This window comes from Proteus sp. FME41 (assembly GCF_014897315.1).
Taxonomy (GTDB): Bacteria; Pseudomonadota; Gammaproteobacteria; order Enterobacterales; family Enterobacteriaceae; genus Proteus.
This window is the reverse complement of record NZ_JABUYL010000008.1, coordinates 24,085-44,426: the sequence shown is the minus strand read 5'-3', so window position 1 is coordinate 44,426 and position 20,342 is coordinate 24,085. Positions and strand designations below refer to the sequence as shown.

Annotated in this window: 18 protein-coding genes; 12 read left to right on the top strand and 6 right to left on the bottom strand. The window is 37.3% G+C overall.

Annotation, left to right across the window (positions count from 1 at the left end; all coding sequences use genetic code 11):
- The first annotated feature begins 84 nt into the window (after positions 1 to 84).
- The 3 genes from gorA to INT04_RS09120 all read left to right on the top strand — a co-directional run bounded on the left by gorA (position 85) and on the right by INT04_RS09120 (position 4,023).
- Entirely contained in the window at positions 85 to 1,440 is a 1,356-nt protein-coding gene (gorA, locus tag INT04_RS09130) for a glutathione-disulfide reductase (RefSeq protein WP_193015823.1), read from the top strand.
- 618 nt (positions 1,441 to 2,058) lie between these two features.
- On the top strand, positions 2,059 to 3,480 hold the full coding sequence (locus tag INT04_RS09125; protein ID WP_193015822.1) for an NAD(P)/FAD-dependent oxidoreductase: 1,422 nt from the start codon (positions 2,059 to 2,061) through the stop codon (positions 3,478 to 3,480).
- 45 nt (positions 3,481 to 3,525) lie between these two features.
- Positions 3,526 to 4,023, top strand: coding sequence for a RidA family protein (locus tag INT04_RS09120; protein ID WP_193015821.1), 498 nt, complete (start codon positions 3,526 to 3,528; stop codon positions 4,021 to 4,023).
- Positions 4,024 to 4,253: 230 nt separating this feature from the next.
- On the opposite strand, the gene INT04_RS09115 is transcribed toward INT04_RS09120, so the two are convergent.
- Positions 4,254 to 5,234 (bottom strand): LacI family DNA-binding transcriptional regulator, encoded by a 981-nt coding sequence (locus INT04_RS09115; RefSeq protein ID WP_193015820.1) that lies wholly within the window; start codon positions 5,232 to 5,234, stop codon positions 4,254 to 4,256.
- Between the two features lie 217 nt (positions 5,235 to 5,451).
- Here INT04_RS09115 and INT04_RS09110 point away from each other — a divergent pair, with 217 nt between their 5' ends.
- Positions 5,452 to 7,113: a glycoside hydrolase family 13 protein gene (locus INT04_RS09110; RefSeq protein WP_193015819.1), complete on the top strand. Its 1,662-nt coding sequence runs from the start codon at positions 5,452 to 5,454 to the stop codon at positions 7,111 to 7,113.
- Positions 7,114 to 7,171: 58 nt separating this feature from the next.
- On the opposite strand, the gene mobB is transcribed toward INT04_RS09110, so the two are convergent.
- Together mobB and mobA are read right to left on the bottom strand one after the other, a co-directional pair.
- Complete coding sequence (gene mobB / locus INT04_RS09105) at positions 7,172 to 7,690, bottom strand: molybdopterin-guanine dinucleotide biosynthesis protein MobB (protein ID WP_193015818.1); 519 nt, start codon at positions 7,688 to 7,690, stop codon at positions 7,172 to 7,174.
- Positions 7,691 to 7,701: 11 nt separating this feature from the next.
- Positions 7,702 to 8,286 carry a molybdenum cofactor guanylyltransferase MobA gene (gene mobA, locus INT04_RS09100; protein ID WP_193015817.1) on the bottom strand — a complete coding sequence of 195 codons (585 nt, stop codon included), beginning with the start codon at positions 8,284 to 8,286 and terminating at the stop codon, positions 7,702 to 7,704.
- 220 nt (positions 8,287 to 8,506) lie between these two features.
- Here mobA and INT04_RS09095 point away from each other — a divergent pair, with 220 nt between their 5' ends.
- The 4 genes from INT04_RS09095 (at position 8,507) to polA (ending at position 13,868) form a co-directional block, all read left to right on the top strand.
- The gene (locus INT04_RS09095) at positions 8,507 to 8,776 is read left to right on the top strand and encodes a YihD family protein (protein ID WP_193015816.1); all 270 of its coding nucleotides are present in this window, start codon (positions 8,507 to 8,509) and stop codon (positions 8,774 to 8,776) included.
- Between the two features lie 14 nt (positions 8,777 to 8,790).
- Entirely contained in the window at positions 8,791 to 9,786 is a 996-nt protein-coding gene (locus INT04_RS09090; protein WP_193015815.1) for a serine/threonine protein kinase, read from the top strand.
- A gap of 20 nt (positions 9,787 to 9,806) precedes the next feature.
- Positions 9,807 to 10,430 (top strand): thiol:disulfide interchange protein DsbA, encoded by a 624-nt coding sequence (dsbA, locus tag INT04_RS09085; RefSeq protein ID WP_193015814.1) that lies wholly within the window; start codon positions 9,807 to 9,809, stop codon positions 10,428 to 10,430.
- Positions 10,431 to 11,069: 639 nt separating this feature from the next.
- The gene (gene polA, locus INT04_RS09080) at positions 11,070 to 13,868 is read left to right on the top strand and encodes a DNA polymerase I (protein WP_193015813.1); all 2,799 of its coding nucleotides are present in this window, start codon (positions 11,070 to 11,072) and stop codon (positions 13,866 to 13,868) included.
- Positions 13,869 to 13,966: 98 nt separating this feature from the next.
- Here the strand turns inward: polA and def are convergent, their stop codons facing one another.
- Both def and yihA read right to left on the bottom strand, forming a co-directional pair.
- Entirely contained in the window at positions 13,967 to 14,485 is a 519-nt protein-coding gene (gene def, locus INT04_RS09075; RefSeq protein WP_193015812.1) for a peptide deformylase, read from the bottom strand.
- A gap of 628 nt (positions 14,486 to 15,113) precedes the next feature.
- Positions 15,114 to 15,719 (bottom strand): ribosome biogenesis GTP-binding protein YihA/YsxC, encoded by a 606-nt coding sequence (yihA, locus tag INT04_RS09070; protein ID WP_193015946.1) that lies wholly within the window; start codon positions 15,717 to 15,719, stop codon positions 15,114 to 15,116.
- A 270-nt stretch (positions 15,720 to 15,989) separates the two neighbouring features.
- On the opposite strand from yihA, the gene ppiA reads away from it, so the two are divergent.
- The 3 genes from ppiA (at position 15,990) to argD (ending at position 18,840) form a co-directional block, all read left to right on the top strand.
- Entirely contained in the window at positions 15,990 to 16,559 is a 570-nt protein-coding gene (gene ppiA, locus INT04_RS09065) for a peptidylprolyl isomerase A (RefSeq protein WP_193015811.1), read from the top strand.
- Positions 16,560 to 16,932: 373 nt separating this feature from the next.
- Positions 16,933 to 17,508, top strand: a complete 576-nt coding sequence (locus INT04_RS09060) for an aminodeoxychorismate synthase component II (RefSeq protein ID WP_036933913.1) — start codon at positions 16,933 to 16,935, stop codon at positions 17,506 to 17,508.
- Between the two features lie 117 nt (positions 17,509 to 17,625).
- Positions 17,626 to 18,840, top strand: a complete 1,215-nt coding sequence (gene argD, locus INT04_RS09055) for a bifunctional acetylornithine/succinyldiaminopimelate transaminase (protein ID WP_193015810.1) — start codon at positions 17,626 to 17,628, stop codon at positions 18,838 to 18,840.
- Between the two features lie 97 nt (positions 18,841 to 18,937).
- Here the strand turns inward: argD and crp are convergent, their stop codons facing one another.
- Positions 18,938 to 19,570, bottom strand: a complete 633-nt coding sequence (gene crp / locus INT04_RS09050; RefSeq protein WP_066749260.1) for a cAMP-activated global transcriptional regulator CRP — start codon at positions 19,568 to 19,570, stop codon at positions 18,938 to 18,940.
- A 313-nt stretch (positions 19,571 to 19,883) separates the two neighbouring features.
- Here crp and INT04_RS09045 point away from each other — a divergent pair, with 313 nt between their 5' ends.
- Complete coding sequence (locus INT04_RS09045) at positions 19,884 to 20,291, top strand: OsmC family protein (RefSeq protein ID WP_023583286.1); 408 nt, start codon at positions 19,884 to 19,886, stop codon at positions 20,289 to 20,291.
- Positions 20,292 to 20,342 lie beyond the last annotated feature (51 nt).

Sequence of the window (20,342 nt, the reverse complement as noted above, 5' to 3'; positions counted from 1 at the left end):
TAAATTTTGTCATAATAGACATTACGACATGAAAGACTTAGCCTGTGAGTTACCTATTTTTCTACAGATAAATGGATCAGAGAAATGACGAGCAAACATTACGATTATATCGCCATCGGTGGCGGTAGTGGCGGTATCGCATCAATTAATAGAGCCGCAATGTATGGCCAAAAATGTGCATTAATTGAAGCGAAAGCATTAGGTGGCACTTGTGTTAACGTTGGGTGTGTACCTAAAAAAGTGATGTGGCATGCAGCGCAAATTGCCGAAGCTATTCATCAATACGGCCCTGATTATGGTTTTGATACCACGGTTAACCGTTTTGACTGGGATACCCTCATCAGTAGCCGTTCTGCCTATATAGACCGTATTCATCAATCGTATGATCGAGTATTAGGTAATAATAAAGTTGATGTTATTCAAGGTTTTGCTCGTTTTATCGATGCTAACACGATTGAAGTAAATGGTGAAAAAATCACTGCGGATAATATTTTGATTGCAACGGGCGGTCGTCCTGTTCAACCTAATATTCCGGGTGCTGAATATGGTATTAATTCTGATGGCTTTTTTGAATTAAAAGCCTTACCAAAACGCGTTGCCGTTGTTGGTGCCGGTTATATTGCTGTTGAACTTGCAGGTGTGTTAAATGCTCTAGGCAGCGAAACACATCTATTTGTACGTAAACATGCACCACTGCGTAATTTCGACCCATTAATTGTTGAAACACTGTTAGAAGTGATGGAAACCGAAGGGCCTAAGTTACATACACATGCTATTCCTAAAGCTGTGATTAAAAATGCAGATGGAAGTTTAACGCTACAACTAGAAAACGGCACAGAGCAGACAGTTGATACCTTAATCTGGGCAATTGGTCGCGAACCAGCAACAGATAACCTGAATCTGGCAGTAACGGGCGTTGAGTTAAATGAAAAAGGCTATATCAAAGTCGATAAATTCCAAAATACCAATGTAAAAGGAATTTATGCTGTTGGCGATAATACAGGGGCGGTTGAATTAACGCCTGTTGCTGTTGCTGCAGGACGTCGTTTGTCAGAGCGTTTATTTAACAACAAACCTAACGAACACTTAGACTATTCAAATATCCCAACTGTTGTATTTAGCCATCCAGCTATTGGTACTGTGGGTTTAACAGAGCCTCAAGCAATCGAGCAATACGGTGCAGATCAGGTGAAAGTGTATAAATCCTCGTTTACTGCAATGTATAGTGCAGTGACTCGCCATCGTCAGCCTTGTCGTATGAAACTGGTTTGTGTGGGTGCTGATGAAAAAATTGTTGGTATTCATGGTATTGGTTTCGGTATGGATGAAATGCTGCAAGGTTTTGCGGTTGCACTGAAAATGGGCGCAACGAAAAAAGACTTTGATGATACTGTGGCTATTCACCCAACAGCGGCCGAAGAGTTTGTGACAATGAGATAAGCATTAATCTCGCTTATTTCAGCATTACCTCGTAAAAAGCCAGAGTTTATCTCTGGTTTTTTCTTTTTTAAAATAGATTTTATAAAATATTTTTTCTATCCACTATCTGATTTAAATCTTCTCTTTCTACCTCTTTTCACAACAGCATATTCATCTACCTATTGAGTCATATACAAGTTGCTAAGTGAAATAATCTATTTTGTAAAAAATAGGTTGTTTATTAGTCAATACGGATAAGTTTATTTATGTTATTGTGCGATGAAATTTGCTTGTTTTGTAAACAATTATGTACGGTTTTATCCATTTATTTGTATCAAAATGTTAATTAAATAAATAGTTATATTTTTTATTAATAATCTTATCTTTTTAAATAATATCCTTATTTATCATTTAATAGCGATAATCTTTTATGGCGGGATGGTCTTTAAATGATGTTTTTTTATGAGAAAAAGTGGTTGATTTAACCCTATTTTATCTATGGATATTATTGGTTAGGAAAATAATTAACAAATAATAATAATTATTAACAATATAATAAACTATGATAATATTTAATTTTAAAGATACAAATTAATAACATTATAAATATAAATGGTAAATCCATTACTGAGGTAGAAGATGAAAATTTCAAGGAGAAAGCTGCTTTTAGGTGTTGGTGCTGCAGGTGTTTTAGCCGGTGGTGCTGCATTAGTTCCAATGGTTCGCCGTGACGGTAAATTCGTTGAAACTAAATCAAGAGCATCGTTTGTCGAAGGTACAGAAGGTGCTTTGCCTAAAGAGTCTGATGCAGTGATTATTGGTGGTGGTATTCAAGGGATTATGACCGCTATCAACCTTGCAGAGCGTGGCATGAGTGTCACTATTCTCGAAAAAGGTGAGATTGCAGGTGAGCAATCAGGCCGCGCCTACAGCCAAATTATTAGTTATCAAACATCACCAGAAATTTTCCCATTACACCATTACGGGAAAATCTTATGGCGTGGTATGAACGAGAAAATTGGTGCTGACACCAGTTACCGTACACAAGGCCGTGTCGAGGCACTTGCTGATGAAAAAGCGTTTGATAAAGCACAAGAGTGGATCAAAACAGCAAAAGAATCTGCAGGATTTGATACTCCATTAAATACCCGCATAATTAAAGGTGAGGAATTATCAAACCGTCTTGTTGGAGCTCAAACACCGTGGACTGTCGCAGCATTTGAAGAAGATTCAGGTTCTGTGGATCCTGAAACAGGAACACCTGCATTAGCGCGTTATGCAAAACAGATTGGTGTGAAAATCTATACCAACTGCGCGGTAAGAGGCATTGAAACTGCAGCGGGAAAAATTTCTGATGTTGTAACAGAAAAAGGGGCAATTAAAACCTCTCACGTTGTTCTTGCGGGCGGTATTTGGTCTCGTTTGTTCATGGGTAACATGGGCATTGATATTCCAACGCTAAATGTTTACTTATCACAACAACGTGTATCTGGAGTGCCTGGTGCACCGCGTGGTAACGTGCATTTACCTAATGGTATCCACTTCCGTGAACAAGCTGATGGAACTTATGCGGTTGCCCCTCGTATCTTCACAAGCTCCGTTGTGAAAGATAGCTTCTTGTTAGGGCCTAAATTCATGCATCTACTAGGAGGCGGTGAACTGCCATTAGAATTCTCTATCGGTGAAGATTTATTTAACTCATTCAAGATGGCAACATCTTGGAAATTAGATGAGAAAACACCGTTCGAACAATATCGTATTGCAACAGCAACACAAAACACAGAGCATTTAGATGCTGTATTCCAAAGAATGAAAGCGGAATTCCCAGCATTTGAAAAATCACAGGTTGTTGAACGTTGGGGGGCGATTGTTAGCCCAACATTTGATGAACTGCCAATTATTTCTGAAGTCAAAGAATACCCTGGATTGGTTATTAATACCGCAACAGTTTGGGGTATGACTGAAGGTCCTGCCGCGGGGGAAATCACGGCTGATATTGTGACGGGCAAGAAACCTGTTATTGATCCAACAGCATTTAGTATGGATCGCTTTAAAAAATAAATAACCCCTTGTTTTACTGTAATTTAAACATATTAAGGAGTTTTCATGCGCTATAAAAGTCTGCTTATTGCCCTACCTTTTGTCTTTGGTGTAGCAAGTGCGAATGCAGCGGAGAATGTTGTGCATCATAAATTAGACGGTATGCCTATTTCAGAAGCAGTTGAAATTAATGCAGGTAACAATCTGGTTTTCTTAAGTGGTAAAGTCCCTACTAAGAAATCAGCAAATGCGCCAGAAGGTGAATTAGCTTCTTACGGTAATACGGAAGAACAAACTATTAATGTTTTAGAGCAAATCAAAACTAACCTGAATAAACTTGGTCTTGATATGAAAGACGTTGTTAAGATGCAAGTATTCTTAGTTGGTGGTGAAGAAAATAATGGCACTATGGATTTTAAAGGTTTCATGAACGGTTACTCTAAGTTCTATGATGCTTCAAAAACCGATCAACTGCCAGCTCGTTCAGCATTCCAAGTTTATAAACTGGCTAATCCAGCATGGCGTGTAGAAATTGAAGTTATTGCTGTTCGCCCTGCGAAATAAGATCGATTAAATTTTACTCGAATTTGAAGTAAAACATAATTCAATAAGCGCTAGAGAAGGGGAACTTTCTTTGGCGTTTTTTATGGTGTTGATATGTTATAGCAATATGTCGATAAAATACGTTTTTATAAACATATGAGTTGGTCTTCTAGAATACCTTATAACAATCTACCTTTATTACCACCTGATCTATAATTCATTGAAATACGTAAATATTTATAAATTATGTTTTAACTACTTTCACCTTGAATAAATTTCACTGGAATAACCGAGACGTTATCGGTTATTTCTTTATTCTCAATTAATGCACTAATCACTTCTACGCTTTTTTCAGCCAGTTGCTCAAAGGGCTGTTCAATACAAGTCAATTGGCGCAGTGTTTGATTTAGCCAAGGGCTTCCATCATAAGCAACGATTTTTAATTGTTCTGGAATGGCAATATTTCGTCTTGTTGCTTCATTAAATAACGCCATTGCTGGAATATCAGCAGCAAAAATAGCATCAATATCTGAATGCAAAGAAAGTATTTTTGTCGCAAAAGAATGAAAATAATCTTTCTCTTCTTCTTTCCAATTTACTTTGCAAGGAATTGGCGTAATACCTGCTTGAATAAGTGTTTCTTTAAACGCTAAGCAGCTTTGATATGAAGGTGTTGAAGATAAATAACTTGAGTTATCTTCAATATAGAGAATTTTTTGGCAGCCTTTTTGAATAAGATGTTCTGCTGCTAGTCGACCACCAGTATGATGATCAGAACAAACTAATGGAATATCACGAAGATGTCGATCTAGTGTTACCACAGGTTTTTGAATATGCTGATATTCATTGTCATTCAATAACAGATATTCTGCAATAATACCGTCGATTTGACCGCGTTTAAGCATATCAAAAAATATACGCTCACGGATTTTGCTATTTTGGGTTGCACATAACATCATGCTGTAGCCATGTTCAGCAAGCTTATTTTCGATAAAACGCGTCACTGTCGCAAAATAAGGGTATTCAAGGCTATTAATAATAACACCAACAACGGCACTCTTTTGTTGATATAAATTTCTTAGCCAAGTATCTGGAATATAATCTAATTCCTCTACTGCCTTTTTTATTTTTTCTCGTGCAGATTGAGAAACATAACCACTGTTATTTAATGCTCTTGAAACAGTGCTTGCGGCAACATTTGCTTTTTTTGCGACATCACGGATCCCGGCCATTGAATATGCTGTTGCTCCTTTCAATTAGATGATTGCCTAATATATCTTAATCTGATTATGACAATCCTCTCTTTAATGAGGTAATTGTGTTTTTTTAGTATGAGCCAATTCACATTTTAGTATGTTAATTGTCTTATTCACTCTTTTAGTGCCTATAGTATCTTATATTAAATATGGAACAGTTCCATAATGTGTTAATTATCTCGATGAGGTGAATATGTCTAATACTTGGTGGAAAGAAGCGGTGGTCTATCAAATTTATCCCAAAAGTTATTACGACAGTAATGGCGATGGTATTGGGGATTTAGCGGGGATCACAGAGAAATTAGATTATATTCAATCACTAGGCACTAATGTTATTTGGCTATGCCCTATCTTTAAATCGCCGATGAAAGACAATGGTTATGATATAGCAGATTACTCTGTTGTCGATCCTATCTTTGGCGATAATAAAGCGTTGGATAAGCTTATTAGTGAAGCTAAAAAGCGAGATATTAAGATCCTATTAGATTTAGTATTAAATCACTCTTCAGACGAACATCCTTGGTTTAAAGCTGCACTTGACGATCCTAATAGTCCTTATGCCGATTATTATATTTTTAAACAATGGGATAAATCGACCCCCCCTAATAATTTACGCACTTATTTTGATTGTTCAGTTTGGAGTCGTGTTGAAAATACCAACCGTTGGTACTTTAATTCATTTGGCCCAGAACAACCGGATTTAAATTGGGAAAATCCAAAGTTACGTCAAGACATTATCGATATGATCAATGTCTGGATCAAAAAAGGTGTTGCGGGATTTCGTATCGATGCGATTGGTAATTTAAAAAAATCACCAGAAGCTTTATCTGAATATCAATTTGAGCCAGATAAAGACGATGGTTCGGCTTCTTTAGTGCCATGGGTCCTCAATCAGCCGGGGATTGATAAGTTCTTAACTGAATTAGTTGAAAAGACATTTAAGCCTGCAAATAGCATGACCGTGGCTGAAATCGATGTACCGGAAAAAGATTTACGTGCTTATGTTGGGGAAGATGGTTATTTCTCCATGGTGTTTGATTTTAGTATTGCTGATTTAGATATCCGTAATGAAAAGCCATTTACGATTAATCCCATAACAGGTGAAAGGCTAAAACCTGTATTTATTAAAAGCCAATTAGATACTCAACGAGTCGGTTGGGGAGCGCCTTATTTAGAAAATCATGACCAACCTCGTTCATTAAATAAATTTTTACCTAAAGGCGCAATTAATCCAATTAGTGCCAAGATGTTAGCGACGTTTTTATTAACGCAACGAGGTACTCCTTTTATTTATCAAGGGCAAGAAATTGGCATGACAAATTGTCCTATGACATTAGAAGAGCATGATGATTTACATGTATTTAAATTGCATGAGTGGGGCAAGAAATTAGGCTATAGCGATAAGCAAATTATTGAATATTTTAATGAGCGTAGCCGTGATAATTCAAGAACACCTTTTCAATGGAATAGTGAAATACAGGGCGGTTTTAGTACAGGTAAACCGTGGTTAAAAGTTAATCCTAATTATGCACAAATAAATGCTAAGCAAGAAATTGAAGATAAACACTCTCTTTTTGCTTATTACAAACAATTAATTGCATTAAGACGACATTCAGAAATCAGCGAGATTTTGATTTATGGTGATTTTTCACCATTAGACTCACCTAAAAATGTGATTGCCTTTAAGCGTACTTATGAAGGTAAATCAGTTAATATTTACTGCAATTTTAGTGATGATAAAAAGCCACTGGCACTTAATGCAGCACATCTCTATTTGTATAACAGCCCAATAGTCGAAGATGCGCAAGGCAATCTTATTCTTCAGCCTTATCAGGCGATTATTTTTAATGAGTAGTATAAATTAGAGTTTAAAAGATACTGCGCCTTTAAGGCGCGTTATCTTTTGTAATATATTAATTAATATTTTTCAGCCAATCTGCAATAAATTCTGCGATAGCTTCTGGATTGTTGATATCTAGCAATGGAAAATCAATGTTTAAATCACAATCACTGGCGACGGCAATAACGTGTTCATCCAGTAAGTCATTAAAGTTGCGTTCATTGATATGGCGATAGAGTGCAATTTTAGGAATAGTTTCACCTTTAAAGCCCTCAACTAAGATTAAATCCAACTTACTTGCATCAAAACGAGAAGCAAGGTAATACAAATCTAATTCAGGTAATTCGGGGGTTTCAGTCATTAACGCCCAGCGTTGCTGGCTTGCCACCAATGTTTGCTCTGCACCTGCTTTTCGGAGTTCATAACTGTCTTTTCCTGGCTTATCCACATCCATATCATGATGGGTATGTTTAATCATTCCAACCCGAATTTTTCTTTTTCGTAATTGTGGGATAAGTTGTTTTAGTAACGTTGTCTTACCTGTTCCGCTCCATGCGGTGATCCCTAAAAGGGGTAAATCGACGCGTGCCATATTATGCATTCCTATTTTTCTAATTTATTGGCTTTTTCAATATCATCAGGGGTATTTAAGTTAATAAAAGCGCTAGCTTGATCAGCAAATAAAACAGGATGTGCTTTTATCTGCTTCATAAACAACATTAATTTTCGGTCACCCTGTGCTAAATAAGTTTCTAGCATAGGAATAATACGACGATTTAATAGTGCCAGTGTAGGGTGCTCTCTTTCTCCATCATCCACATAAACAGCTAAAGTGTTCTCTTTCTGTTCGTAAAGTGTTTCGACTAAATTGAGTGGAAAATAGGGAACATCACAAGGCACAAAAGCAACCCAAGGCGTTGAGGCTTGCTTTAATAGCGCAAGCATACCCGCCAAAGGTCCTGAAAATCCCTCGATTTCATCAGTGATAACAGGGTACTGACTCTGACGATATTGTTCTAAATTTCGATTAGCACTGATAAGAATGCTATCAACTTGTGGTGCGAGTTTTTTGGCAATATGGAGATACAAAGGCTCTCCATGTAGAATTTGAAGCCCTTTATCTGCGCCTCCCATTCGTGTTGCTTGGCCACCCGCGAGTATGCCACCTGTAATATTCTTTTTTTTCATATTCAATATTTGTGAATAAATTGGCTAAAATTTCCGAACAATTTTTATCAAGTAAAGACGATATACTAATAAAAAGTATCGACTTGTTGGGATTTCATGTAAAGCGACAGCAATTTTTATCAAAAAAGCGTAATCTTTACGCATATTGACAGAGGTTTCCTTTTTCTATCGGATAATAATTGGTACTTTGTTGTTGTCATTAATAATAAGGATTTTTTGTATGAAATGTCACCGTCTTAATGAAGTTATGGAATTATTACACCCAGTTTGGGAAGAAAATTCTGATTTAAACTTAGTTCAATTATTGCAGAAACTGGCTGATGAAGCGGGTTTTAAAGGTCAATTATCTGATCTGACTGATGATATTTTGATTTACCATCTGAAAATGCGAGGTTCGGCGCCTACAGATGCTATTCCAGGGCTGAAAAAAGATTACGAAGAAGATTTTAAAACCGCTATTTTGCGCGCTCGTGGTGTTATTAAAGATTAAGTTCAGGATAGAAAATGGAAATATCTACCTCATTTAATTTTCAGGGACTTTCACCTGATGACATTTGGGACGCACTAGTTAAAATCGGTTTTTACCCAGAATCAGGGTTGACGGAATTAAATAGCTATGAAAATCGTGTTTTCCAATTTATGGATGAACATAAAAAACGTTATGTGGTGAAATTTTATCGCCCTCAACGCTGGTCGTATGAGCAGATAAAAGAAGAGCATGAGTTTGTTTTAGAATTAAAGGACGCTCAAGTATCAGTCGCTGCTCCTTTAATGATTAATAATGAGACGATTCATCTTTCTGATAATGGTTTTTATTTTGCATTATTTCCCAGTATTGGCGGAAGAGCCTATGAAACAGATAATTTATTTCAACTAGAAGAAGTTGGACGCACATTAGGGCGCATTCATCAAATAGGCAGAAAAAAGAATTATCAGTATCGGCCAACGCTTTCTATTGCAGAATATCTGACAGCACCAAAATTAGAATTTGAAAATAGTTCGTTAATTCCAAATAGTCTCAAGCCTCAATTTATTGCGATGATAGATAAACTTATTTATGAAGTGAGCCCTAGAATAGAAGACACTGCATGGCAAATATTACGGCTACATGGGGATTGCCATCCTGGGAATATATTGTGGCGTGATGAAGTTGTAATGGTTGATTTTGATGATTCCCGAATGGGAGCTGCAATACAAGACTTCTGGATGCTATTAAATGGCTCACGGCAAGAGCAAGTTATACAATTAGATACGATCCTTGAGTCTTATTATAAATACCAAGATTTTAATTTACGTGAATTATCATTAATTGAACCACTAAGAGCGATGAGAATGGTGCATTATCTTGCGTGGGTATTAAAACGTTGGAATGATCCTGCCTTTCCAAGAGCTTTTATCTGGTTTCAAGAACAAGATTTCTGGTTTAAACAATTAGCCTTATTCAAGGGACAAGTGGAGCAATTAAATGAGCCTCCTTTACAACTTAGTCCAATGTATTAATTCTTAGGAGACGATGAGAAATGAAAAAGATTTGGCTGGCGTTAGCAAGTATGGTGTTAGCATTCGGTGTATCAGCAGCCGATATTTCTGAAGGAAAACAGTATACTAATCTTTCCAAAACGATCACGGCTGCACCCGACGTTGTTGAGTTTTTCTCTTTTTATTGCCCACATTGTTATCAGTTTTCTGAAGTGTATAAAGTGAATAGTACAGTTGAGAAAAATATCCCAGAAAATACCAATATGGTTCGTTATCATGTTGATTTTCTTGGACCTTTAGGTAAGGATTTAACACGTTCTTGGGCTGTGGCAATTGCGTTAGGCGTGGAAGATCAAGTTTCTCCTGCGTTATTTAAAGGTATTCAAGAGACACAATCTATCCGTTCTGTTGATGATATTCGTAACACCTTTATTAATGCAGGTGTGAAAGGTGAAGATTATGATGCGGCCATGAATAGCTTTGTTGTTAATTCTTTAGTAAGCCAACAACAAAATGCAGTTGCTGATTTTCAAATTAGTGGTGTGCCTGCCATGATAATTGGTGGTAAGTACAAAATGAAGAATGATGGTATTAGCGCAAAATCACCAGAAGAGTATGCCAAAACATACTCTGAGATTGTGAACCAATTATTACTGAAAAAATAGGATAGGTTTAATTCTTTCTTATATGGATTAAGTAAAAATATATAGTTTTTTATATAAAAAATAGCACTCGATAAATAAGGGTGCTATTTTTTCGCCTTCATATATTTGTCATAATATAACTATCCACATTAATAAAAATACTTCTATTAAATTAGAATATCTTTATGAATTCGCTAAGTGGTTGATTTTTTAATTGTGTTAATAAAATGAAAAGAAAGCTAACTCATTAATATAGAGAGGATTACAAAAATACTCACAGAGTTATCCACAGGTTGTTATGGCATTTATTGAAATCTTAAGCGCTTAATAGAAAAATGATGATGCTGATTTGAACATTAATATTAATGATGGATAAAATAAACTATCCTAAATAGTTTCTAAACAAAGTGATACATTTGATTACTCTCTCACTTTTTTAATTAAGATTAAATTAACGTACATAAGTATAGAATCAAAAGATCGTCAATTAATATTGATTTACCATTAGTACATATTCTTTTCTGATAAATTCGGTTAACCATAAATCATGACGTATTTAAGCTGAGTTTCTACATTTAAGAACAGGTAATATTCGTCTATTGAGCTGCAATGTGGCATTCTAGTCATATTAATGAACCTCAGAACAATGATGAACATATTATGGTCCAGATAGCAGAAAACCCCTTTATCCTTGTAGATGGCTCCTCATATCTTTACCGTGCCTATCATGCATTTCCACCGCTAACTAATAGTAAAGGTGAGCCAACGGGTGCGATGTATGGTGTGTTGAACATGCTACGTAGCTTAATAATACAGTATAAGCCAAGCCATGTTGCGGTTGTGTTTGACGCTAAAGGTAAAACCTTCCGTGATGAGTTGTATGAGGAATATAAATCAAATCGTCCTCCAATGCCGGATGATTTGCGTGAACAAATAGCCCCTTTGCATGAGATGGTACAAGCAATGGGTTTACCTTTGTTATCTATTTCTGGCGTAGAAGCGGATGATGTCATTGGAACATTAGCGCTAAAAGCGGCGGCCGATGGTCGTGATGTACTGATAAGTACAGGTGATAAAGATATGGCGCAATTAGTGACGCCAAAGATCACACTTATTAATACCATGACTAATGTTATTTTAGGGCCAGATGAAGTTAAAGATAAATATGGCGTTCCACCTGAACTGATTATTGATTTTCTTGCATTAATGGGTGATTCATCAGATAACATTCCTGGTGTTCCAGGGGTGGGTGAAAAAACAGCATTGGGTCTTTTACAAGGACTTGGTAGTTTAGACGATATTTATCAACAGCTTGATAATATTGCAGCACTAAGCTTCCGTGGGGCTAAAACCCTGGGCGCTAAAATGGCAGAACATGAGAAAGTAGCAAAACTTTCTTATAAGCTAGCAACGATTAAAACGGATGTTGAACTCGATAAAACGTTTGATGATTTAGTGGTTAATGAGCCAAATTTAGAACAGTTGCTTGATATGTTTACGCGTTATGAATTTAAACGCTGGATAAGTGATCTGCAAAATGGCGGTTGGTTAGCACAACGTAGTACACATAAAGTTGCGGTGCCTTACACCTCTGAAGCTGTCAAACCGAAAGAGGTGCCTGCATCAGCAAATTTCCCTGTGATCACACAAGAAAACTACGAAGCAATATTAACGCATGACAGCTTAGCGCGATGGGTTGAGATCCTCAAAAAAGCACCTGCTTTTGCATTTGATACAGAAACTGACAGCTTAAATAATATTGATGCGCGTTTAGTCGGGATGTCATTTGCTGTTGAACCAGGAAAAGCCGCTTATATTCCTTTGCGTCATGAGTATTTAGATGCGCCAGACCAACTTCCTATTGATGAAGTCCTTGCGGCATTAAAACCTATTTTAGAAGATAAAAATATCTTAAAAATTGGTCAAAACTTGAAGTTTGACCGTGGCATTATGGAAAATGAAGGTATCGAATTAAACGGTATTCATTTTGATACGATGTTGGAATCTTATGTATTAAATAGCGTAAGTAATCGACATGATATGGATACCTTAGCGGAAAAGCACCTAAACCATAAAACGACCACATTTGAAGAGATTGCAGGCAAAGGTAAAGGGCAACTTACGTTTAATCAAATTGAAGTTGAACAAGCAACGTTATATGCCGCTGAAGATGCGGATATCACATTATTACTTCATCAAGCACTGTATCCTCAAATAGAGGCTATTGAGCCGCTGAATCATGTTTACCGTGATATTGAGATGCCATTAGTGCCAGTGCTTTCTAGAATGGAGCGAAAAGGTGTATTAATTGATGCGCAAGTATTGGCTGTACAATCTCAAGAAATTACACAACGTTTAGCGGAAATTGAAAAAGAAACTTTTGCTTTAGCAGATCAAGAGTTTAATCTCTCTTCTCCTAAACAATTGCAAGAAATCTTATTTGATAAGCTACAATTACCGGTTATCAAGAAAACGCCGAAAGGGGCACCATCCACGAATGAAGAAGTGCTAGAAGAATTAGCGCATAGTCATGAGCTTCCTCGTTTAATTTTAGAACACCGTGGGTTGGCAAAATTAAAATCAACCTATACTGATAAATTGCCATTAATGGTTAATGGTAAAACAAAGCGTGTGCACACTTCTTATCATCAAGCGGTGACGGCAACAGGACGTTTATCTTCTCGTGATCCTAACCTTCAAAATATTCCAGTCAGAAATGAAGAAGGTCGTCGTATTCGCCAAGCATTTATTGCGCGAGAGGGGTTCAAAATTGTCGCTGCCGACTATTCACAAATTGAATTACGTATCATGGCGCATTTATCGCAAGATAAAGGGTTGTTAGATGCGTTTGCTCAAGGCAAAGATATCCACCGTGCAACGGCGTCTGAAGTGTTTGGTATTCCATTAGATGAAGTAACTTCTGAACAACGTCGTAGTGCAAAAGCAATCAACTTTGGTTTAATTTACGGTATGAGTGCGTTTGGCTTGTCTCAACAAATTGGTGTTGAGCGAAGAGAAGCTCAGCGTTATATGGATCTCTATTTTGAGCGTTATCCTGGCGTATTAGATTATATGGAACGTACTCGCCAACAAGCTTCTGAGCAAGGCTATGTTGAAACGCTAGACGGTCGCCGTCTCTATTTGCCAGAAATTAACTCGAAGAATGCGATTCGTCGTAAAGCTTCAGAGCGTGAGGCAATTAATGCGCCAATGCAAGGTACTGCTGCTGATATCATCAAAAAAGCAATGATTGCAGTAGATAGCTGGATTTGTAATGAATGCCCTGACGATGTGCATATGATCATGCAAGTACACGATGAATTGGTGTTTGAAGTACGAGAGTCTTATTTAGAGAAAGCCAATACTATGATCCACCAACTGATGGAAGGCAGTATGGAATTAGCTATTCCGCTGAAAGTCGAAGTAGGTGTTGGTAATAATTGGGATGAAGCACATTAATTTTTAAATGTGATGGTTAAATAAAGAAAAGCTCGGTTAATTACCGAGCTTTTTTATGTCAAAACTTATCAAAATGTGAAAAAAAGATAAGTGAATAATTAAGCAACTTGTGGGTCAGTTAGTTTACTTAATTTCTTCTGTTTTTTCTCAATGCGTTGACGTTTTAACGGAGATAAATGGTCAATAAAGAGCTTACCATCAAGATGGTCTAGCTCATGTTGAATGCAGCCTGCAAACAAATCAGAGGCTTCAAGTTCAATTTCATTCCCATTTCTGTCTAATGCTTTAACCTTTAAGAAGCGGTAACGCTCTGTTGGGGCAAAAGACTCCGGAATAGACAGACACCCATCCATCATATCCATCACTTCATCTTCAGTGCTGATAATTTCAGGATTGATGAGTGCAAGTGGTTGATCTCGGTTTTCAGAAACATCAATAACAACAATGCGTTTCGATACATTAACCTGAGGTGCCGCTAAGCCAATACCTCGTTCTGCGTACATGGTTTCAATCATGTCGTCGATTAATGTGCGTATTTCGTCATCTACTTTTTCCACAGGTACTGCGACTTTGCGCAGACGTTCATCGGGAAAACGCAGTAGCGTTAATACAGCCATGGATACCTCATTTTATCGCTAATTACATATTTACTACGGTCTCGCGGTAAGCGTATCACAAAATCATCAAGGATAAACCGCACCTTTTGTGTGATTTGGTCTATTTTTAAGCACATTCATGTAAGTGATTAAAGTCTCATAATTATGTAATTAAACTACATTTATTTGTGGTTTGAATACATAAACACACAGCTGAATCGTGTCGGCTTGTGAAAAAAAATTACAAAAGGGCTTTTATTAACCAATAAAATAGAGTACATTATCTCTCGTAGGGTACAGAGGTAAGATGTTCTATCTTTCAGACCTTTTACTTCACGTAATCGGATTTAGCTGAATATTAGCTGCCCCAGTCGACTTTATTTCGACTGGGGCATTTTTTTGCCTAAAATTCGTGAAGTGGTTTGTGCTATAAGTGAGAGGGGAAAGGCGATTTTCCCCTTAGAAATAAAAGATCAAAATGTGTGTAGTAAGAAAGGGAGATAATTATGATTAAGTATTGTCTCGTTATACTTCAATGTATCGTGTTGTTGGCTACGTTTATTCGCACTAGTCACAGACTTTTGTGTGTTCTTAGCCACTCACTTACTTGTCGCGTAGCGGTATCCTGACATATTTAGAGTATAGGGTGTTATTTTGTCCCTGAGAACCATTCATTAAGTGTGTTACGTAGCTGCTCAATACCGATTTTTTTCAATGATGAAAAATATTCCACGCGGATATCACCAATTTTACTTGCCAGTTCCTCTTTTACTTTCATTAACTGCTGTTTACGCGCACCAGACGCTAATTTATCGGCCTTAGTCAGTAAAATAAGCGCTGGAAGTTCTGATTCAACCGCCCAATCAATCATCTGCATATCAAGATCTTTTAATGGATGACGAATATCCATTAAAATGACAATCCCTTTTAAGCATTCTCTTTTGTGCAGGTATTCTCCTAAAGAACGTTGCCATTTACGCTTCATTTCTTCAGGAACTTGAGCATAACCGTAACCCGGTAAATCGACTAAGCGTAAACCTTCTTCAATTTGAAAGAGGTTGATTAATTGAGTTCGGCCTGGAGTTTTACTGGTTCTGGCTAATCCATTTTGTTGGGTTAGCGCATTTAACGCACTGGATTTACCAGCATTAGAGCGACCCGCAAAGGCAATTTCAATCCCGGTATCTGGTGGTAAATGACGGATATCAGGTGCACTAATGATGAAATGTGCTTTTTGGTAATTAAATTGGGTCATTATGGTATAAACCTCTCTGAAATAATGCGGTTTCTCATGCATACTCATTTCAATTTTGCATGAGAATGAATATCTAAAATATCTATTCGCTCTATTTTGGCGCAATTTAACGACTTATAACAGAGCTTAAAAATTAAAATTTACGCTGTTATGACGTAATTAGACTTATTAAGCGTAAATAAAGGTAAATGATTGGCACTATTTACCTCAGCGAATTAGAATCGCTGCATATTAAGTAAGTTGTAGACTATTAAAGTAAAGGATCCCTGCATGTTAAAACGTTTTCTTGTCACCTTCGTTACCGCTTGCACTTTAACAACAGCGACTTTTGCAATGGCAACGGGAGAAACCTTCGTTAAATTAGTCACCTCTGAAGGCAATATTGAAATATCACTGGATAATAAAAAAGCGCCAATTACAACGAAAAATTTTATTCAGTATGTCGAAGATGGATACTATAACGGAACCACTTTTCATCGTGTTATTCCTGGTTTTATGGTTCAAGGTGGTGGCTTCACGGCTGATTTGCAACAAAAGCAAACGGGAGCACCCATTAAGAATGAAGCAGATAATGGGTTACGCAATGTAAAAGGCTCCATTGCTATGGCCCGCACGTCAGATAAAGACAGTGCAACCAGTCAATTTTTTATTAATGTGGCTGACAATGCATTTTTAGACCATGGTCAACGTGATTTTGGCTATGCCGTATTTGGTAAAGTTGTGAAAGGGATGGATGTTGTTGATAAAATTTCACAAGCTCAAACTCGGAATATTGGACCTTATCAAAATGTCCCTGTAAAAACAGTGACTATTTTATCTGCTGAAGTGGTAAAAGAATAACGCATTATTAGGATAGGATATTTACTTATTCTAATAAGATAAAATACACATAAACCGGAATGATCCTCTTCATTCCGGGATTTTTAGTACAAAAAAAATATTTTTTACTGTCTCTTTTTTCGTGTGTTCTCCTGCAATAACTATTCATTACGCTATTAATCACTCTATTCATCATCAATTACCGTCATTCTTGTTATTGCGCAATAAATCAACAGGTTTTCTTGCTTACTATTCATATTTTATACCTGTGCTATGATAATCGGCTTTGTTGTACCCAGGTCGGTTAAACAACGAGCTATTTTGGCAAGTATATACGCGCTTTAAAATAGTAATAAAATAAATAATGATAAGAAAATCAGTCGGATAGGCTAATATGCTGTTACTTATTGATAATTACGACTCGTTTACCTACAACCTCTATCAGTATTTCTGTGAATTGGGTGCTGAGGTTGTTGTTAAGCGGAACGATGAGATCGGACTTAAAGAGATAGAAAAGATGATGCCAGCACATCTCGTTATCTCGCCAGGACCTTGTACCCCTGATGAAGCAGGGATCTCTCTTGAGGCTATACAGCGGTTTGCCGGTGAAATTCCTATTCTTGGGGTCTGTCTTGGACATCAAGCAATAGGACAAGCGTTTGGTGCATCTGTTATCAGAGCACGAGAAGTGATGCATGGTAAAAATTCATTGATACATCATAATCAACAAGGTGTTTTTAAAGGACTTAATCGACCTTTAAGTGTAACGCGATATCACTCTTTGGTGATTGATGCCACAACATTACCAGTACCTTTTGAAGTGACGGCCTGGAGCCAGCATGATGGAAATGTGGATGAAATAATGGGTATTCGTCATCGCACACTCCCCATTGAAGGGGTTCAATTTCACCCAGAAAGTATTTTAAGTGAGCAAGGACATGAGCTATTAAATAATTTCCTTAAATATTAAATGGATAGCATTTAAATGGCAAAATAACGCCTTTTTATACAAAACCACATTTGATTTTTTATTCATATTTAGTGATTATATTTTCACAATGAAGATGAATAACGATCAGGTGGGGTCATGACAAAGCAAAGCATTAACCGGGCAACTTACGATCAAGTAATGTTGCCAATTTATTCACCCGCAGAATTTATCCCTGTCAAAGGATTGGGTAGCCGTGTTTGGGATCAGCAAGGAAAATCGTATATCGATTTTGCTGGTGGTATTGCCGTCTTGGCATTAGGACATGCTCACCCAGCATTAAACCAAGCATTGAAAGCGCAAAGTGAACAACTTTGGCATGTCAGTAATATTTTCACGAATGAGCCTGCACTGCGTTTAGCCCAAAAACTCATTGATAATACATTTGCAGAACGTGTCTTTTTTGCTAATTCAGGTGCTGAAGCAAATGAAGCCGCGTTTAAATTGGCTCGTCATTATGCGATAACCCGCCATAGCCCCTATAAGACTAAAATTATTGCTTTTCACCATGCATTTCATGGGAGGACGTTATTTACAGTATCCGTTGGGGGGCAACCTAAATATGCCGATGGTTTTGGCCCTAAACCTGCGGATATCATACATGTTCCTTTTAATGATTTAGATGCCGTAAAAGCGGTGATAGATGACCATACGTGTGCGGTTGTGTTAGAGCCAGTGCAAGGCGAAGGTGGTGTAACGGCAGCAACACCGGAATTTATGAGAGGATTGCGTGAACTGTGTGATAAGCATCAAGCGCTATTGGTGCTTGATGAAGTACAAACAGGAATGGGACGTACTGGGAAGCTGTTTGCCTATATGAACTATGATGTGATGCCTGACATTATCACAACAGCCAAGGCGCTAGGAAGTGGTTTTCCCTTAAGTGCGATGTTAACGACACAAGAGATAGCTTCTGCAATGGGAGTCGGTACTCATGGCACTACCTATGGGGGGAATCCATTAGCGTGCGCAGTGGGGAATGTCGCATTTGATTTAATTAATACACCAGAGCTACTTGATGGTGTAGAAAAACGCTACCAATGGATTGTAGACGAGCTAACAGCAATAAATCAAACCTACGCCATCTTTTCGCAAATTCGAGGGCAAGGTTTACTGATTGGTGCACAATTAGCACCACAATATGAAGGCAAAGCGAAAGTATTATTAGGCCTTGCCGCTAAGCATGGCTTAATGATGTTAAACGCAGGGGCAGATGTCATGCGTTTTACCCCATCATTAATTATTACACAAGAAGAAGTACAAGAAGGAATGGTGGCACTAAAAGCTGCCATTGCAGAATTTATTGAAGGGTAGTACATATGAAAAACCCCATCAATAAAGATGGGGTTTATGCAGATCTTATTATCAATAGCCTTTTTTAGTGGGCTATAGTTTGTTCGGGTAAGTAAACTTAGCGAGTACCGTAAACGACGATAGTTTTACCGTGTGCTGAGATCAGGTTTTGATCTTCTAGCATTTTAAGAATACGGCCTACAGTTTCGCGTGAACAACCTACAATTTGACCAATTTCCTGACGTGTAATTTTAATTTGCATGCCATCAGGATGCGTCATTGCATCGGGTTGTTTTGCTAAGTTTAGTAAGGTTTGTGCAATACGACCTGTTACATCAAGAAAAGCAAGGTTACCTACTTTTTCTGATGTTGTTTGTAATCTGCTCGCCATTTGAGCTGAAAGGCGCATCAGAATATCAGGGTTAACCTGAATTAATTGGCGGAATTTTTTATAGGAAATTTCTGCTACTTCACAGGCTGTTTTTGCTCTAACCCATGCACTACGTTCTTGATCTTCTTCAAATAATCCAAGTTCACCGATGAAATCTCCTTGATTTAAGTAGGAGAGGATCATTTCTTTTCCTTCTTCATCTTTAATAAGAACTGCCACGGAACCTTTAACAATATAATAAAGTGTTTCCGCTTTCTCACCTTGGTGGATCAGCGTGCTCTTGGATGGATATTTGTGAATATGGCAGTGAGACAAAAACCATTCAAGAGTCGGGTCTGTTTGCGGCTTGCCGAGAACCATTCGCGTTATCCTCTGTACGTTAAATGCAGCTTTTCAAAACGGATAGGTTCCCTTTTGAGACAGCGTGCTTAAAAATCCTATCTTTACCTATTAACTTCCTGAGAACACGGTAAGTTAATAAGGAATAGATTATAATAAATGAGAAAATAATGCATTGATCTTAACCACTATCATCAAGCAGATATTGTTTTTAACACAATTAGTGCATTAAGTCTCGTTTTACGCAGTCAGCATAATAAACCTATTTGCTAATTGCCAGTTGAATTATGAGAATGTACTCTTTTAGTTTCTGTCATCTTTAGGGGGAAAATAAATGGAAGCTCGGGTTAAGTGGGTCGAAGATTTATCTTTTGTTGGCGAGTCTTCATCAGGCCATCAAATTATGATGGATGGAAATTCTGGTGATAAAGCACCAAGTCCAATGGAAATGGTATTAATTGCTGCAGGTGGATGTAGTGCGATTGATGTAGTGAGTATTTTACGTAAAGGTCGTCATCAAGTCACTGATTGTGAAGTGAAATTAACATCAGAGCGTCGTGAGGAAGCGCCACGTTTATTTACTGATATTAATTTACATTTTATTGTTTCAGGGAAAGAATTAACAGATAAAATTGTTGAACGTGCAGTCCAATTATCCGCAGAAAAATATTGTTCGGTCTCTTTAATGCTAGGAAAAGCAGCGAATATTACGCATTCATTTGAAATAAAAGATGCTGATTAATTTTGATATTTTAAAATAAAATTTAATTTCAAAAATAATATCCCTTAATTA

What these genes read in the sequence shown, in the direction of transcription:
- INT04_RS09120 (WP_193015821.1), top strand. Translation starts at nt 3,526, where the DNA reads ATGCGCTATAAAAGTCTGCTTATTGCCCTACCTTTTGTCTTTGGTGTA.
- INT04_RS09090 (WP_193015815.1), top strand. Translation starts at nt 8,791, where the DNA reads ATGGAAATATCTACCTCATTTAATTTTCAGGGACTTTCACCTGATGAC.
- argD (WP_193015810.1), top strand. Translation starts at nt 17,626, where the DNA reads ATGACAAAGCAAAGCATTAACCGGGCAACTTACGATCAAGTAATGTTG.
- mobB (WP_193015818.1), bottom strand. Translation starts at nt 7,690, where the DNA reads ATGGCACGCGTCGATTTACCCCTTTTAGGGATCACCGCATGGAGCGGA.
- INT04_RS09045 (WP_023583286.1), top strand. Translation starts at nt 19,884, where the DNA reads ATGGAAGCTCGGGTTAAGTGGGTCGAAGATTTATCTTTTGTTGGCGAG.
- INT04_RS09125 (WP_193015822.1), top strand. Translation starts at nt 2,059, where the DNA reads ATGAAAATTTCAAGGAGAAAGCTGCTTTTAGGTGTTGGTGCTGCAGGT.
- def (WP_193015812.1), bottom strand. Translation starts at nt 14,485, where the DNA reads ATGGCTGTATTAACGCTACTGCGTTTTCCCGATGAACGTCTGCGCAAA.
- INT04_RS09060 (WP_036933913.1), top strand. Translation starts at nt 16,933, where the DNA reads ATGCTGTTACTTATTGATAATTACGACTCGTTTACCTACAACCTCTAT.
- INT04_RS09115 (WP_193015820.1), bottom strand. Translation starts at nt 5,234, where the DNA reads ATGGCCGGGATCCGTGATGTCGCAAAAAAAGCAAATGTTGCCGCAAGC.
- polA (WP_193015813.1), top strand. Translation starts at nt 11,070, where the DNA reads ATGGTCCAGATAGCAGAAAACCCCTTTATCCTTGTAGATGGCTCCTCA.
- crp (WP_066749260.1), bottom strand. Translation starts at nt 19,570, where the DNA reads ATGGTTCTCGGCAAGCCGCAAACAGACCCGACTCTTGAATGGTTTTTG.
- gorA (WP_193015823.1), top strand. Translation starts at nt 85, where the DNA reads ATGACGAGCAAACATTACGATTATATCGCCATCGGTGGCGGTAGTGGC.
- mobA (WP_193015817.1), bottom strand. Translation starts at nt 8,286, where the DNA reads ATGAAAAAAAAGAATATTACAGGTGGCATACTCGCGGGTGGCCAAGCA.
- ppiA (WP_193015811.1), top strand. Translation starts at nt 15,990, where the DNA reads ATGTTAAAACGTTTTCTTGTCACCTTCGTTACCGCTTGCACTTTAACA.
- INT04_RS09110 (WP_193015819.1), top strand. Translation starts at nt 5,452, where the DNA reads ATGTCTAATACTTGGTGGAAAGAAGCGGTGGTCTATCAAATTTATCCC.
- dsbA (WP_193015814.1), top strand. Translation starts at nt 9,807, where the DNA reads ATGAAAAAGATTTGGCTGGCGTTAGCAAGTATGGTGTTAGCATTCGGT.
- yihA (WP_193015946.1), bottom strand. Translation starts at nt 15,719, where the DNA reads ATGACCCAATTTAATTACCAAAAAGCACATTTCATCATTAGTGCACCT.
- INT04_RS09095 (WP_193015816.1), top strand. Translation starts at nt 8,507, where the DNA reads ATGAAATGTCACCGTCTTAATGAAGTTATGGAATTATTACACCCAGTT.